This window comes from Mesorhizobium sp. J8 (assembly GCF_016591715.1).
In the GTDB taxonomy this organism is placed as follows: Bacteria; Pseudomonadota; Alphaproteobacteria; order Rhizobiales; family Rhizobiaceae; genus Mesorhizobium.
This window is the reverse complement of record NZ_AP024109.1, coordinates 1,693,472-1,708,553: the sequence shown is the minus strand read 5'-3', so window position 1 is coordinate 1,708,553 and position 15,082 is coordinate 1,693,472. Positions and strand designations below refer to the sequence as shown.

14 protein-coding genes and 1 pseudogene are annotated in these 15,082 nt (G+C 62.4%); 11 read left to right on the top strand and 4 right to left on the bottom strand.

Features of this window, described 5'->3' with window-relative positions; all coding sequences use genetic code 11:
* Positions 1 to 52: 52 nt before the first annotated feature.
* Positions 53 to 916 carry a pantoate--beta-alanine ligase gene (gene panC, locus MJ8_RS07725; RefSeq protein ID WP_201413828.1) on the bottom strand — a complete coding sequence of 288 codons (864 nt, stop codon included), beginning with the start codon at positions 914 to 916 and terminating at the stop codon, positions 53 to 55.
* Entirely contained in the window at positions 913 to 1,773 is an 861-nt protein-coding gene (panB, locus tag MJ8_RS07720) for a 3-methyl-2-oxobutanoate hydroxymethyltransferase (RefSeq protein WP_201413827.1), read from the bottom strand. Before panB ends, panC begins: the two co-directional genes overlap by 4 nt.
* A 172-nt stretch (positions 1,774 to 1,945) precedes the next feature.
* Between panB and MJ8_RS07715 the strand changes: the two genes are divergently transcribed.
* The 11 genes and pseudogenes from MJ8_RS07715 to MJ8_RS32235 all read left to right on the top strand — a co-directional run.
* Positions 1,946 to 2,914 carry an NUDIX hydrolase gene (locus MJ8_RS07715; protein ID WP_201415349.1) on the top strand — a complete coding sequence of 323 codons (969 nt, stop codon included), beginning with the start codon at positions 1,946 to 1,948 and terminating at the stop codon, positions 2,912 to 2,914.
* 66 nt (positions 2,915 to 2,980) lie between these two features.
* A complete protein-coding gene (gene nadA, locus MJ8_RS07710) occupies positions 2,981 to 3,955 on the top strand; it encodes a quinolinate synthase NadA (protein WP_201413826.1) in 975 nt (324 codons plus the stop codon).
* On the top strand, positions 3,952 to 5,493 hold the full coding sequence (locus MJ8_RS07705; protein ID WP_201413825.1) for an L-aspartate oxidase: 1,542 nt from the start codon (positions 3,952 to 3,954) through the stop codon (positions 5,491 to 5,493). The genes nadA and MJ8_RS07705 overlap by 4 nt, the downstream gene beginning before the upstream one ends.
* On the top strand, positions 5,493 to 6,344 hold the full coding sequence (gene nadC / locus MJ8_RS07700) for a carboxylating nicotinate-nucleotide diphosphorylase (protein ID WP_201413824.1): 852 nt from the start codon (positions 5,493 to 5,495) through the stop codon (positions 6,342 to 6,344). The genes MJ8_RS07705 and nadC overlap by 1 nt, the downstream gene beginning before the upstream one ends.
* 149 nt (positions 6,345 to 6,493) lie before the next feature.
* On the top strand, positions 6,494 to 7,435 hold the full coding sequence (gene bioB, locus MJ8_RS07695; protein WP_225248178.1) for a biotin synthase BioB: 942 nt from the start codon (positions 6,494 to 6,496) through the stop codon (positions 7,433 to 7,435).
* Complete coding sequence (locus tag MJ8_RS07690) at positions 7,432 to 8,586, top strand: 8-amino-7-oxononanoate synthase (RefSeq protein ID WP_201413822.1); 1,155 nt, start codon at positions 7,432 to 7,434, stop codon at positions 8,584 to 8,586. Before bioB ends, MJ8_RS07690 begins: the two co-directional genes overlap by 4 nt.
* 10 nt (positions 8,587 to 8,596) lie before the next feature.
* Positions 8,597 to 9,232 carry a dethiobiotin synthase gene (gene bioD / locus MJ8_RS07685; RefSeq protein WP_201413821.1) on the top strand — a complete coding sequence of 212 codons (636 nt, stop codon included), beginning with the start codon at positions 8,597 to 8,599 and terminating at the stop codon, positions 9,230 to 9,232.
* A complete protein-coding gene (locus tag MJ8_RS07680) occupies positions 9,232 to 10,497 on the top strand; it encodes an adenosylmethionine--8-amino-7-oxononanoate transaminase (RefSeq protein WP_201413820.1) in 1,266 nt (421 codons plus the stop codon). The genes bioD and MJ8_RS07680 overlap by 1 nt, the downstream gene beginning before the upstream one ends.
* Positions 10,494 to 11,477: a beta-ketoacyl-ACP synthase III gene (locus tag MJ8_RS07675; RefSeq protein ID WP_201413819.1), complete on the top strand. Its 984-nt coding sequence runs from the start codon at positions 10,494 to 10,496 to the stop codon at positions 11,475 to 11,477. Before MJ8_RS07680 ends, MJ8_RS07675 begins: the two co-directional genes overlap by 4 nt.
* 60 nt (positions 11,478 to 11,537) lie before the next feature.
* Positions 11,538 to 11,990, top strand: a complete 453-nt coding sequence (panD, locus tag MJ8_RS07670) for an aspartate 1-decarboxylase (RefSeq protein WP_201413818.1) — start codon at positions 11,538 to 11,540, stop codon at positions 11,988 to 11,990.
* A gap of 102 nt (positions 11,991 to 12,092) precedes the next feature.
* A pseudogene (locus MJ8_RS32235) lies at positions 12,093 to 12,215 on the top strand (rhodanese-like domain-containing protein); the annotation flags it as partial.
* Positions 12,216 to 12,250: 35 nt separating this feature from the next.
* On the opposite strand, the gene groL reads toward MJ8_RS32235, so the two are convergent.
* Both groL and groES read right to left on the bottom strand, forming a co-directional pair.
* Positions 12,251 to 13,882 (bottom strand): chaperonin GroEL, encoded by a 1,632-nt coding sequence (groL, locus tag MJ8_RS07665; RefSeq protein ID WP_201413817.1) that lies wholly within the window; start codon positions 13,880 to 13,882, stop codon positions 12,251 to 12,253.
* Between the two features lie 57 nt (positions 13,883 to 13,939).
* Entirely contained in the window at positions 13,940 to 14,254 is a 315-nt protein-coding gene (groES, locus tag MJ8_RS07660) for a co-chaperone GroES (RefSeq protein ID WP_201413816.1), read from the bottom strand.
* Positions 14,255 to 15,082: the final 828 nt, after the last annotated feature.

The following is a 15,082-nucleotide window of genomic DNA, read 5'->3' as shown; positions in this document are numbered from 1 at the left end:
CTTACCTTGAAGAAGCCTCTTTCAAGACTGCTATGCAACGCGGAGAACCTCGTTAATCCGTTGAACCAACCGGTGATACTGCGACGTTGTCGATAAGCCTAGTGCCGCCAAGCCAGGCCGCGACAAGCAAGCGTGCCGGTCGCTCAAGGAGTGTCGTGGGTCGCAGCTCTGCCTCGTCACAGAGTTCCAGGTATTCGACCTCGCGATAGCCTGCAGCCAGAATTGCTTCGCGCGCTGCGGCAAGCGTTGACAGGACGGGTGAGCCGCGGGCAAGCAGCTCGGCCGTCTCACTCAAGACCGATGGCAGCTTGGGAGCAACAGCGCGCTCGGCTGGCGAAAGCCGGACATTGCGCGATGACAGTGCAAGACCGTCGGCTTCGCGGACAGTCGGACAGGCAACGACGGTAATTGGAATATCCAGATCCCGTACCATGCGCCTGACGAGCTGAAGCTGCTGAAAGTCCTTTTCGCCAAAGAAGCCGAAGTCGGCGCCTGTCTGCAGGAAGAGTTTGGCCACCACAGTCGCCACGCCCTCGAAATGACCCGGCCGAAAAGCACCGCACAGGCCCTCGCTAACGCCGGACACCGAAACCGTCGTGGCAAAGCCTGCCGGATACATCTCCTCGCCATGCGGCGCATAGAGCAGATGCGCTCCCAGCGGCACGAGCTTTGCGGCATCCTCGTTTTCCGTGCGAGGATAGGCGGCAAGGTCGGCGGCACTGTTGAACTGCTTCGGATTGACGAACAGCGTCACGATCACACGATCAGCGGTCTGGAGCGCGGCACGTACGAGGCTCAAATGCCCTTCATGCAAGGCGCCCATGGTCGGCACGACGGCAACGCTGGCGCCGTTTCGGCGCCACCCGGCGAGTATTTGGCGAAGTCCGGCAACGGTCCTGGCAATCGGCACGCTCACGCCGCTCCTCCGATTCCTGCCGGACCTACGTCGGCCCCCTTGGCCGCGTCGGCAAAGACGTGCTCGGCGGCGGGGAAGCGCCTGCTGCGCACTTCGTCCGCATAGGCCGCGATCGCGGCGCTGGCCTGATCGCCGAGCTCTGCGTAGCGCTTGACGAATTTCGGCCTGAACGCGGAGAACAGGCCGAGCATGTCGTCACTCACCAGGATCTGGCCGTCGCAGGCCGGTGAGGCGCCGATGCCGATAGTGGGGATTTCGATCTCGCCAGTGATCCGCCGCGCGAGGTGCTCTGGCATCTTTTCAAGCACGACCGAAAAGGCGCCGGCTTGCGCGACCGACAGCGCATCGCGCCTGATCCGTGCGGCGTCCTCTCCCCTGCCCTGCACGCGGTAACCACCCAAGGCGTTGACTGCCTGCGGCGTCAAGCCGACATGGGCCATGACAGGAATGCCACGAGCGGCGAGGAATTGGATAGTAGCGGCCATCGCCTCGCCGCCCTCCAGCTTGACAGCCGCGCAACCGGTCTCCGCCATCAGTCGAGCCGCGTTGCGGAACGCCTGCTCGGGACTTGCCTCGTAGGAACCGAACGGCAAGTCAATGACGAACAGCGCCTGCTCCAGGCCACGCCGCACCGCCTTGCCGTGCAGAATCATCATGTCGAGCGTGACGCCGAGCGTCGACGGCAGGCCGTGCAGCACCATGCCGACGCTGTCGCCGACAAGAACGATGTCGCAATGTCGATCGACCAGCTTTGCAATCGGCGTCGTATAGGCCGTGAGGCAGACGAGCGGGACGCCGCCCTTACGCGCCCGAATATCGGTCGGTGTAATCGCCTTTGAATCGCCAGTTATGCTCAAGGCATTCTTCCTTCCGCAGCGTTACCCACCGCAGGTGTCGCGTTTGGCATGTTTTTGTGCAAGTGCGAAGAGCTAAAAATTGGCCGTGCAGCTGCGCGCTGTTGACGTGCAGACAGCCGTGCTTAAACTAAATCGATTAAGGCGCCGAGCGCCTGCAAACCACTTCGCGAACATGGACAATCAGGCAAAAGGAACAAGGAAACACAGAACCGCCGTCACGGCGGACGAAGCCAAAGTTGACCTGATCGCCTTTGTCGTCGCCGTATCCGGCAATGAACCCTGTGTCCTCACAATCGGGCAGGCGGACACATTGCCTTCCGGACCATTTGCGCTTGAGCACCGATCGCTGCAATCCGGTTTGAGAGGGTGGGTCGAGCAGCAGACCGGCCATCCGCTGGGCTACATCGAACAACTCTACACCTTCGCAGATCGAGACCGCATCGGCGGCGAGCGCCGGCAGCGCGCCATCTCCATCAGCTATCTGGCACTGACGCGCAAGGAACAGGGTGCGGACTCGTCCAAGTGCGGCTGGCGAAGCTGGTACGAATATTTTCCATGGGAGGATCACCGCTCCGGCGCACCGCCGGTGGTGCTGGACGTATTGCGGCCCCGCTTGATTGAATGGGCAGATAGTGCCGGCGACGCGGCCATGCGACGCGAACGTCGGCAGCGGGCGGCGAAGGCCTTCGGCTTCGACGACCGCCATTGGAACGAGGAACTTACGCTTCAGCGCTATGAGTTGGTCTACGAAGCAGGGCTGGTCCAAGAGGCGGCAAGCGGACGCGATGCGACGCGGCCATCGCTGGTGCCCAGCAAGTCCATGGTTGCCGATCATCGCCGCATCGTGGCGACGGGCATCGCGCGACTGCGCTCCAAGATCAAATATCGGCCGGTCGTCTTTGAGCTGATGCCGCAATCTTTTACGCTGTTACAGCTGCAACGAACCGTCGAGGCGCTCGCCGGCAGGCTGATCAACAAGCCCAATTTTCGTCGCCTCATAGAGCAGCAGGAGCTGGTCGAGGAGACCGGTGAGACTTCCGTCGACACGGGCGGGCGACCGGCAAGGCTCTATCGTTTCCGCCATGCGGTCCTCGACGAAACGGCGATGGTCGGCACAAAATTGCCGGTCGCGCGGGGTTGACAGGCTTGTAGTCAACCTAGATATATACTCCTTATAGTCAAATGGATTATAAATGGGGAGGCGCCGATGAGCGGGGCGTTACCTTCGGCCGCCTCTCTGTATCGACGCGTCTGGCGCGTCATCCCGCCGGGGGAATGGGCGGCTTTCAGCGATGATATCGAGGCCATTCTGGCGCTGAAGCGCGAGCGCAATGCCGTCGTCCTGGCCCACAACTATCAAACCCCCGAGATCTTCCACTGTGTGGCCGACATCGTCGGCGACAGCTTGGCGCTCGCCCGCAAGGCTATGACGGTCGAGGCGCAGGTCATCGTGCTGGCCGGCGTGCACTTCATGGCCGAAACGGCCAAGCTCCTTAATCCGGACAAGACGGTCCTCATACCCGATCTCTGGGCTGGTTGCTCGCTAGCTGACTCGATCACGGCACAAGATGTCCGCTTGATGCGCCAGCGATATCCCGGCGTGCCGATCGTAACCTATGTCAACACGTCGGCCGAAGTGAAAGCCGAGTCGGATATCTGCTGTACGTCGGGCAACGCCAGGAAGGTCGTCGAATCCCTTGGTACCCCCAGGGTCATTATGTTGCCGGATGAATATCTGGCCCACAATATCGCCGCCCAGACCGACGTCGAGATCATCGCCTGGAAAGGCCATTGCGAGGTGCATGAGCGCTTCACGCCGGCCGATATCCGCGAGTTGCGCGAAAGCCATCCCGGCGTGAGCGTGCTGGCCCATCCCGAATGCCCGCCCGAGGTCGTGGCCGAGGCCGATTTTTCCGGTTCGACGGCAGCCATGTGCGACTATGTCGAAAAGCAAAAGCCGCCACGTGTGGTGCTGATGACGGAATGCTCGATGAGCGACAACGTCGCGTTAGCGCATCCAGATGTCGAGTTCATCCGGCCCTGCAATTTGTGCCCGCACATGAAGCGGATCACGCTTGCCAACATCCGCGCGGCGCTTGAGCAAAACCGCCATGTCGTAACCATCGAGCCGGGAATAGCCGGACGCGCGCGGCTTGCGGTCGAACGGATGCTGGCAATTTGAGCGCCAATATCCGCAGCTTCTCCGGGCGGCCCATCATCATCGGCGGCGGAATAGCCGGGCTGATGACCGCGCTTCAATTGGCGCCGGAGCCGGTGCTTCTTTTGTCCAGGACGCTCTTGGGAGCAGACACATCGAGCACCTCGGCACAGGGGGGGCTGGCTGCGAGTTTCGGTCAAGACGACGATCCGCAATTGCACTTGGCCGACACGCTCGCCGCGGGAGACGGTCTGTGTGACACAGACATGGCGAGCCGCATCCTCCAAGCCGCGCCAGGGGCGATCGAAGGGCTTGCGCGCTTTGGGGTTCCCTTCGACCGTACGCCGAAAGGACCACTGTGCCTCGGATTGGAGGCCGCGCACAGCCGGCGTCGCATCGTTCATGCGCATGGCGACGGCAGTGGGCGTGAGATCATGCGTGCACTGATTGGGGCCGTGCGCTCCACACCCTCGATCGTTGTCGTAGAGGGCGTGGAAGCGCGCCGACTGGCGGTCAAGGAGAATGCCATCCGAGGCGTCTGGGCGAGCTGCGCGCTGGGACCTGTCTTCTTCGGCTCACGGCGGGTCGTCCTTGCCACCGGTGGGATCGGCGGGCTCTTTCTCGATACGACCAATCCTTCGGGCAGTTGCGGACAGGGCCTGGCACTTGCGGCCCGCGCGGGAGCTGTCCTTGCCGACCTCGAGTTCATCCAGTTCCACCCGACCGCGCTTGAGTGCCGGCGACGCCCCATGGCTCTGGTCAGCGAGGCTGTTCGAGGCGAAGGTGCTGTCCTAGTCGACGAGACGGGTCGGCGCTTCCTTGATGGCGTGCCGGGCGCCGAACTTGCGCCACGCGACGTCGTTGCCCGCGCAGTCTGGAGCCATCTGGCTGGCGGCCATCAGGTTTTCCTCGACGCGCGCAAACGCCCTGGCCCGGAATTTCAACGACGCTTCCCCACAATCGCGTCTGCCTGTCGTAAATTCGGCATCAATCCCGCGCGCGCTCTCATTCCCATTCGTCCTGCCCAGCACTATCACATGGGTGGTGTTGCTGTGGACGGCTCCGGTAGGACGTCGGTCAAGGGGTTGTGGGCCTGTGGTGAAGTTGCCTCGACTGGACTGCATGGCGCCAACAGGCTCGCCAGCAATTCCTTGACCGAGGCCGTCGTGTGCGCGCGCTGGGTCGCTGAAAGCGTGGCCGGAACGCCTGCTCGCAGAACAAAGCCAATGTTTGCGGGCGCTTATCCATCGCCAGATCCGATACGTGTGCGTCCTTCCCTGTCGCGCGCGCTCGGCATCGTGCGCAATGGCGAAGCTTTAAAAGCAGCCGCTCAGGAGTTGTTGCCGCTCGCCGAATGCGAGGCCGCGGCATCCGATCCGGCGGCTGTCGGTCTGATGATTGCTATTTCCGCCTTGCGGCGCCGAGAGAGCCGCGGCGCTCATTACCGCGAGGACTTTCCCCATCATGCGGCTGTTGCGCGACGGTCCGAAATCACTCTCGAAGCCGCCTTGGCCGCAGCGCGGGAACTGGCACACTCGCCAACGCTGGAAAGCACCACCTGATGAACCTGTCACCGCTTCCCGCAATTATGCTCGAGCCGCTGGTACGGTCAGCCCTTCTCGAAGACCTGGGCAGAGCCGGTGACGTCACCACCGAGGCGACCGTAGCGAAGTATCACCACGCCACGACAGTGCTTGCCGCACGCCAGCCCGGGGTTGTCGCCGGGCTCGATCTGGTGAGCCTCGCATTCAGGTTGATCGACCAAAATATCAAGATGGACGTAAACCGGGCGGACGGCAGCAAAGTCGCGGAAGGGGAGATAATTGCATCGGTAAGTGGTCCGACCCGGGCCATTCTCACCGCTGAACGCACGGCGCTGAATTTCTTATGTCATCTCAGTGGCATTGCCACGGCAACCGCTTCGATTGTCGCAGCGATTTGCGAGCACCGCGCCAAGGTCACCTGCACCCGTAAGACGACCCCCGGGTTGCGGACTGTCGAAAAATACGCCGTACGCGCCGGCGGGGGCGCCAATCACCGCTTCGGCCTCGATGACGCCGTGCTGATCAAGGACAACCACATTGCGGTTGCCGGCGGCATCCGCTCCGCCATCAAGCGCGCGCGAGAGAGCGTCGGCCATCTCGTCAAGATCGAAGTCGAGGTCGACACGCTGACCCAGTTGGAAGAAGCCCTCTCGCTCGCCCCAGATGCCGTCCTGCTCGACAACATGTCGCTCGATAAGCTTCGGCAGGCGGTGATCATTGTTGCCGGCCGGGCGATCACTGAGGCGTCGGGCAGGATCACAGCCACGACGGCGCCAGCCATCGCGGCCACCGGCATCGACCTTATGTCCGTCGGCTGGCTGACCCATAGTGCGCCAATTCTCGATATCGGACTGGACTATTACACATGATCCGCAGCGAAACGGTCGGGGATCGACAATCAAACCGGCATGAATCAGACGAAGAGTCACGGCAAGCAAAGAAGCTGAGAAGCAGGACGGATATGCACGACACCGATCCGACTGAGACGATGCCACGGACGCAATGCGCTGATGGCGGGATGTGGACCCTGGAGAAGGCTCGGGCCCTTCACGACGCACCTTTCAACAATCTGCTCTTCCTGGCACATACCGTTCACCGTCAGAATTTCGATCCCAACAAGGTCCAGCTCAGCCGGCTTCTCAGCATCAAGACCGGCGGCTGCCCGGAGGATTGCGGCTATTGTAGCCAGTCGGCGCATCACGAAACGGGGCTGAAGGCCTCGAAGCTGATGGAAGTCAACCGCGTCATCGCCGAGGCGATCAAGGCGCGGGACGCCGGCGCCACCCGCTATTGCATGGGTGCGGCCTGGCGCAATCCCAAGCCGCGCGACATGGATGCGGTGGTCGCCATGGTCGAAGGCGTCAAGGCGCTCGGCATGGAGACCTGCATGACGCTCGGCATGCTCGACCTCGACCAGGCAGCGCGGCTGAAGCAGGCGGGGCTCGACTACTACAACCACAACATCGACACGTCGGAACGCTACTACAGCGAGATCGTCAGCACGCGCAGCTTTGCCGATCGGCTCGAGACGCTGGAGAACGTTCGCCAATCGGGCATCAAGGTCTGCTGCGGCGGCATTGTCGGCATGGGCGAGGAGAAGGTGGACCGGATCGACATGCTGGTGACGCTGGCCAATCTGCCTGAGCATCCAGAAAGCGTTCCGATCAACATGCTCATCCCGGTCGCCGGCACGCCGCTTGCCGAAGCCACGCCGATCGAGCCGATAGAGTTCGTGCGCGTGATCGCACTGGCGCGCATCATGATGCCGAAATCGCGTGTCCGGCTTTCGGCCGGCCGCACCGCCATGACCGACGAGATGCAGGCGTTGTGCTTTTTTGCCGGCGCCAATTCGATCTTCGTCGGCGACACGCTGCTGACGGCGGAAAATCCCGGCGAGGACAAGGACACGCTTCTGTTCCGGCGTCTTGGCATCGAGCCGATGGAACTCGAGGCGCAATGAACGGGCCTCCCCTCGCCCGGTATGAGGCGACCTTGCAGGGGCTGGCGCGCAAGGACCGGCTACGGCGGCTTGCTCCGCGCTCCGGTCTCGACTTCTCGTCGAACGACTATCTCGGGCTTGCCAGCTGCGGGAGGCTTGGCAACGCGGTTGCGGCGGCCATTGCCCGCGGAACCCCGGTGGGGGCCACAGGGTCGCGGCTGCTGCGCGGCAACGCACCGGAGCATGAGGAACTGGAGGCCGACGCGGCTGCGTTCTTCGGCGCCGAGCGCGCGCTCTTCTTCGGCGGCGGCTACATCGCCAATTTCGCACTGCTGACCGCCCTGCCTCAGAAGGGCGACCTGCTGGTTCTCGACGAGCTTGCCCATGCCAGCATGCATGAAGGTGCGCGCGCCGGGCGCGCGGAGTTCGTGCCGGTCGTGCACAACGACGCCGACGCCCTCGAGGATGCAATCAGGCGCTGGCGCGCCAGTGGCGGCATGGGGCGGATCTGGATCGCTGTCGAAAGCCTCTACAGCATGGATGGCGACCGCGCGCCGTTGGAGAGCCTGATCGCGCTCGCCGATCGGAACGAGGCGTTCATCGTCGTCGACGAGGCTCACGCTACCGGCATCTGGGGGCCGGATGGCCGGGGGTTGGCTGCCGCTTTCAAAGGCCGCGACAATATTGTTGCGCTCCACACATGCGGCAAAGCGCTCGGCGCGTCTGGCGCGCTCGTCACCGGACCGAGGACGCTGTGCGACTATCTCGTCAATCGCTCCCGGCCATTCATCTACGCCACCGCGCCATCGCCGCTGATGGCCGTGGCCGCGCGTGAAGCGCTCGCAGTGCTCGTCGACGAGCCGATGCGCCGCGTTGATCTGCATGAGCGCGTAGCTTTCGCTGGCCGTCAATTTGCGGAGCGCTGCGGGGTAAGGGCCAGCGGGACGCAGATCCAGCCAGTTGTCATCGGCGACGTCAGGCGGACCATGGCGGTGGCGGCGGAACTGCAAGCACACGGCTTCGACATTCGCGGCATTCGGCCGCCGACGGTGCCGGAGGGAACATCGCGCCTGCGCATATCGCTGACGCTCAATGTCGATGAAGCCGCCACCTCGGCAATGATGGATGCGCTTGTCGATGCTTTGGCCGAAACCCGAAGAATGGCGACATGACCAGAGCACCATGACCGCAGGCATTGTCATCACCGGGACGGACACCGGCATCGGCAAGACGGTGTTTTCAGCGGGCCTCGCCGGCGTGCTCGACGGCTTCTACTGGAAGCCGGTACAATCGGGCCTCGACGAGGAGACGGACAGCGAGGTCGTTGCCCGCCTTTCCGGGCTACCGGCCGGGCGCGTGCTGCCGGAAGTTTATCGCTTGAGGGCGCCGCTTTCGCCGCACCGTTCCGCCGAAATCGACGACGTCGCGATCGAGGCGGCAAAGCTCTCGCTTCCACACTTGCCTGGTCCGCTCATCATCGAAGGTGCTGGGGGGCTGATGGTGCCGCTCAATCGGCAGACAAAATTCATCGACGTTTTCCGGGAATGGCAACTGCCCGTCATCTTGTGCGCGCGCACCGCGCTCGGCACCATCAATCACACACTGTTGTCGATCGAGGCGCTGCGAGCGCGCTCCATCCCGCTCCTCGGCATAGTCTTCATTGGCAAGGAGATGGCGGACAACCAAAGGACGATCACGGAATTCAGCGGCGTGCCGCAACTCGGCAGATTGCCCTTCCTCAATCCGCTAACGGATGAAACACTGAAGGACGCGATGATTGCCAACTTCGATCTCGCGCCGGTTGCAGGGGATCAGTGATGTCCCGGTCCCGTGTGTGGCACCCTTTCACCCAGCACGCCCTCGAGCCGGCGATCCCGGAGATCGTCAGGGCGGAGGGTGCCTACCTCCACAAGGCTGATGGCACGAGCATCCTCGACGCCATTTCGTCCTGGTGGGTCGTCACCCATGGCCACCGTCATCCGCGCATCGTCAGGGCCATCGAGACGACTGCTGCGAGCCTCGATCAGATCATCTTCGCCGGCTTCACGCACGAGCCGGCCGAGCGCCTCGCCAGCGCGCTTGTCGACCTTGCGCCGCCGCGGCTCGACTGGGTGTTTTATTCCGACAGCGGCTCGACCTCGGTCGAGGTGGCGCTCAAGATGGCGCTTGGCTATTTCCGCAATATCGGCGCGCCGCGTTCGCGCATCGTCGTCATGGAGCACAGCTACCATGGCGACACCATCGGCACGATGAGCGTTGGCGCGCGCGGCGTGTTCAACGCCGCCTACGAGCCGCTGCTGTTCGAGGTCGACACCATCCCCTTCCCGGCTCCCGGCCGCGAGCAGGAAACGCTCGATCGGTTCGAGGCTGTCGCGCGCGACAAGCGGGCAGCCGCGCTGATCGTCGAGCCGCTGGTGCTCGGCGCCGGCGGCATGCTGATGTATCCGGCCTGGGTTTTGACCGAATTGAAGAGGATCGCCGAAACCTTCGGCACGCTGCTGATCGCCGACGAAGTGATGACCGGCTGGGGACGCACCGGAACCATGTTCGCCTGCGCGCAGGCGAACATCTCGCCCGACATATTGTGCACCTCGAAGGGCTTGACCGGCGGCACCATCCCGCTCGCCGCGACGCTGGCGACCGATGCCATCTTCCAGGCCCACTATTCGCTCGACCGGAAGAAGACCTTTTTCCACTCGAGCTCCTACACGGCCAACCCGATTGCCTGCGCGGCAGCACTCGCCAATGTCGAGATCTGGAACGACGAGCCCGTCGCCGAGCGGATCGCCGCCTTGAGCGCGCTGCAGGCCGCGGCACTTCGCCGCTTTCGCGACAATCCCTGCTTCATCGACTGCCGGCTTACCGGCACGATAGCGGCGCTCGATCTGCGTACCGGGTCATCTGGTTATCTTGCCGAGATCGGTCCGAAGCTGCGCGCCTTCTTCCTCGAGCGGGGACTGCTGGTGCGTCCTCTCGGCAATGTCCTCTATTTGCTGCCGCCCTATTGCATCACCGGCGACGAGCTCGACCGGCTCTATGACGCCATCGCGGAGGCCGGCGAACGGTTCGGCTCGAAGCCATGAGCAGGTCGTCCCGCATCCTCGGGCTTGGCCATCATGCGCCTGGGCGCAAGGTCGCCAATGCCGAGATCGAGAACAATCTCGGCCTCGAGCCGGGCTGGATCGAGCGGCGCACCGGGATCCGCTCACGCTTCTGGGCGACCGATGAAGACACGCTGTCTGGCCTCGCCGCGCAGGCCGGCGACATGGCGCTGGCGAATGCCGGCATCGACCGCGCCGATGTCGGCCTGCTGCTGCTTGCCACCTCGACCCCCGACCACCTGCTACCGCCCAGCGCGCCGCTGGTCGCGCACAGGCTCGGCCTTAGCCGTTCCGGGGCGATCGACCTGACCGGCGCCTGCGCCGGCTTCATCTATGCGCTGATGTTCGCCGACGGGTTCACACGCCTGCATGGCAGGCCGGCGCTTGTCATTGCCGCCAACATCCTCAGCCGCCGCATCAATCCGGCCGAGCGCGCCAGTGCCGTGCTGTTCGCAGATGCCGCTGGCGCGGTGGTGATCGGTCCGTGCGAGGATGACGATCGCGGCATTCTAGGCGCCTCGGTGGACTCGGACGGTTCGCGCTACGGCCTGATCCAGATCCCCGCAGGCGGCAGCAACAGACCGTTCCACGATGGTCTCGATATCGAGCAGACCCGGATGACGATCACCGACGGCCGTGAAGTGTTCAGCAAGGCCGTCGAGATGATGACCGCTTGCTCGCAGGAGGCGCTGGGCGCGGCCCTATTGAAGCCGCAAGAGATCAACCGCTTCGTCCCGCATCAGGCCAATGCCCGCATCTTCGACGCGGTCGGCAGAAACCTCGGCATTGCCGATCATGCGATCGTTAAGTCGATCGCCGAATACGGCAACTCGTCCGCCGCGACGATTCCGCTCTCCCTGTCGCTCGCCAACCAGAACGAGCCATTCCGGGCCGGCGAGAAAATACTCCTGGCGGCGGCAGGTGCTGGATTGAGCGGCGGCGCGCTGGTGGTTGGAATTTAGCCAAGCGGCCGTTGCCGACAAGACATCAAGTCATGCGAGACGGATGAGGACAACAGACCAATGCGAAAAATAGTCGCCGGCAAGCTTCACGGCATCCACGTCACCGAAGCAAACCTCAACTACCATGGTTCGATAACGCTCGATCCTGATCACTGCGAGGCAGCCGGGATCCTGCCGATGGAATTCGTGGAAATTTGGAACAAGAATTCCGGCGCGCGGATTTCGACCTATGTCATTCTCGGCGAGCGTGGATCACGATGCTGCATTCTCAATGGTGCTGCCGCCCGCACCTGCCAGCCTGGCGACCCGATCATCGTCTGCAGCTCCATCTACCTGAACGAAGCGCATATCACGTCGCTGAAGCCGCGGATCATCACGTTCGACCAAGACAACCACATACGCGACCGCCTGAGCTACTCGGTCGATCTTGACGCATATGGCCGTTACAGTTTCTCAATCCATGATGGGGCCAATGAGGCTTTGGAAATACCTGCGCTCGTTTCCCGGGCGTGACTTTCCCTAACGCAAGCGTGACCCAATGCGCTTGTTTCCCGTCGCCATATTGGTCCACGCGGTAGCATCTTGATCCGCCCAATCGGTCATTTGCTTGCGGCAGCCTTCGGCGAGCGTTCGGCCATGGCGGTTCAGGCCGCCCAGGATCAGGGCCTCACGTCAGCCTGCCACATCGAGGGCGGAATCGACGCTTGGAAGAGGGCGAATGGACCATTGGTAAGGTAGCTCCGCCCTCTCCCACAGAAAAAAGGTGAGCCTCGTCAGAAATCCATGCCGCCGCCGCCCGGCATCGGCGGGGCGGGAGTGTCCTTCTTAGGCTTCTCGGCCACCATCGCTTCGGTGGTGACGAGCAGGCCGGCCACGGAAGCGGCGTCCTGCAGCGCGGTGCGTACGACCTTGGCAGGGTCGATCACGCCTTGGCTGAAGAGATCGCCAAATTCGTTGGTCTGGGCGTTCCAGCCATAGCCGAACTCAGGCTTCTCGCGAACCCTACCCACGATAATGGAGCCCTCCGCCCCGCTATTTTCGGCAATCTGGCGGGCGGGAGCCTCGATGGCGCGCCGCACGATCTCGACGCCAGTCCTCTGGTCGGGGTTGTCGACAGCGACATTGTCGAGCGCCCCTGCTGCCCTGAGTAGTGCCACGCCGCCGCCCGGCAAGACACCTTCCTCGACCGCCGCGCGGGTGGCATGCAGCGCGTCGTCGACGCGGTCCTTGCGCTCCTTGACCTCCACTTCGGTCGAGCCTCCGACGCGGATCACTGCGACGCCGCCGGCAAGCTTGGCCAAGCGCTCCTGCAGCTTCTCGCGGTCATAGTCGGAAGTGGTCTCCTCGATCTGCACCCTAATTTGAGCAACGCGGCCGTTGATTTCGTCCTTGTGGCCGGCACCGTCGACAATGGTGGTGTTCTCCTTCTCGATCTCCACCTTGCGCGCGCGGCCGAGCATTTCCAGCGTCACATTCTCGAGCTTGACGCCGAGGTCCTCGCTGATCGCCGTGCCGCCGGTCAGGATGGCAATATCCTCCAGCATCGCCTTGCGGCGGTCGCCGAAGCCCGGCGCCTTGACGGCGGCCACCTTCAGTCCGCCGCGCAGCTTGTTGACCACCAGTGTCGCCAGCGCTTCGCCCTCGACGTCCTCGGCGATGATCAGCAGCGGCTTGCCGGACTGAACCACGGCCTCCAGCAACGGTAGCAAGGCTTGCAGATTGGCGAGCTTCTTCTCGTGGATCAGCACATAGGGCTCTTCGAGCTCGACGCGCATCTTATCCTGGTTGGTGATGAAATAGGGTGACAGGTAGCCGCGATCGAACTGCATGCCTTCGACGATTTCGAGCTCCGTCTCGGCGGTCTTGGCTTCCTCGACGGTGATGACGCCTTCGTTGCCGACCTTTTCCATGGCCTCGGCGAGAAAGCGGCCGATCTCTTCGTCGCCATTGGCCGAAATCGTGCCCACCTGAGCGATCTCGTCGTTCTTCGTCACCTCGCGGGCCTTGGCCTTTAGATCGGCGACGATGGTTTCCACCGCCTTGTCGATGCCGCGCTTCAAATCCATCGGGTTCATGCCGGCCGCGACTGCCTTGGCGCCCTCGGTTACGATCGATTGCGCCAGCACTGTAGCGGTGGTCGTGCCGTCGCCGGCGATGTCGCTGGTCTTGGAGGCGACCTCGCGCACCATCTGTGCGCCCATGTTCTCGAACTTGTCCTCGAGCTCGATCTCCTTCGCGACGGTGACACCGTCCTTGGTGATACGCGGTGCGCCGAAACTCTTGTCGATCACCACATTGCGGCCTTTGGGACCGAGCGTCACTTTCACCGCATTGGCGAGGATGTCTACACCGCGCAGCATGCGCTCGCGGGCATCAGAATGAAATTTCACTTCCTTGGCAGCCATTGGTTCACTCCTGCGAATAGGCAGCTCTTGTTGATTGTTTGTGTCGCGCGATTTCGGTCACGCGGCTTGCCTGGCCGGCGCCGAAACGTCAATCACACCCAGGATGTCGCTTTCCTTCATGATGAGCAGGTCCTCGCCATTGAGCTTGATGTCGGTGCCGGACCACTTGCCGAACAGGATGCGGTCGTCGACCTTCACATCGAGGGGCACGAGCTTCCCGCTTTCGTCGCGGGCGCCTGGGCCGACAGCGATGACTTCGCCCTCCTGCGGCTTTTCCTTGGCGGTGTCGGGGATGATGATGCCTCCGGCCGTCTTCTCCTCGGCCTCAATGCGGCGGACCAGGATACGGTCATGCAATGGACGGAACGTCATTTCGTTCTCCTTTAGAACAGACAGATTGCGAGAGCCTCCCCCGATTCAGGCTGTCGGGACCAGAATGGGGTTCGCGAGACTATTGCGGCATCGCGTGCGCATGCCGAACTGATTTTGTTCCTTTCATGTTTCAAGAGGTGGACTGACTCAGGAGAATTTTCGAAGGTCATGCCTCCTGTGATTGTGCAATGGGACGCTTGAAGCTCGTCGCGGAAGGGCAGACCAAGGTTCGGTCCGGCACCACGCTAAGCACTGCCAAATAGATGTTTGACGCCTATTGGGTCTGGCATTCATAGTTGTTAGACGCACGTCACATCAGGCAGGACGGATTCAACTTACGGCAACGATATGAAACGAAAGAAGCATCCACTGTCTCCTTTGACAGAGGGGACGTGCGCATTTTTGCGGCTGCCACGGATGCGTGCTGATGTGCCCAGCAATGCAGGCTCCGCAAACTGTTGGCTTCTTTTGTTTCCAATGCGAAAGTCAATGTCGAAACCATAAGGAAGATCGTTGCCGCCATAGTACATGTCATTGTCTTGCTCCATTCCGGATTGTTTCGCGCCTTTAAATAAATTAGACCGCGCACGCGTTATAGTCATATAACGCATGTTAAACTGCAGAGAGCAAAAGTCGCGCCAGATGCATTGATACTTGAATTTCAATCAGTTACCAACTCTTGCGCGGCTTGCGGCGCAAGCGTGTCGCTATTTTGTCGAATTCCTTGCAGAATTTTGAAGGAAACCCGTCGAGGGTTCTTTCATATCTGCCCGGGACGCCGAAGACGCGAGATGCCTCGTTGACGTTCGCGAGCGGGAAGTCACGGTT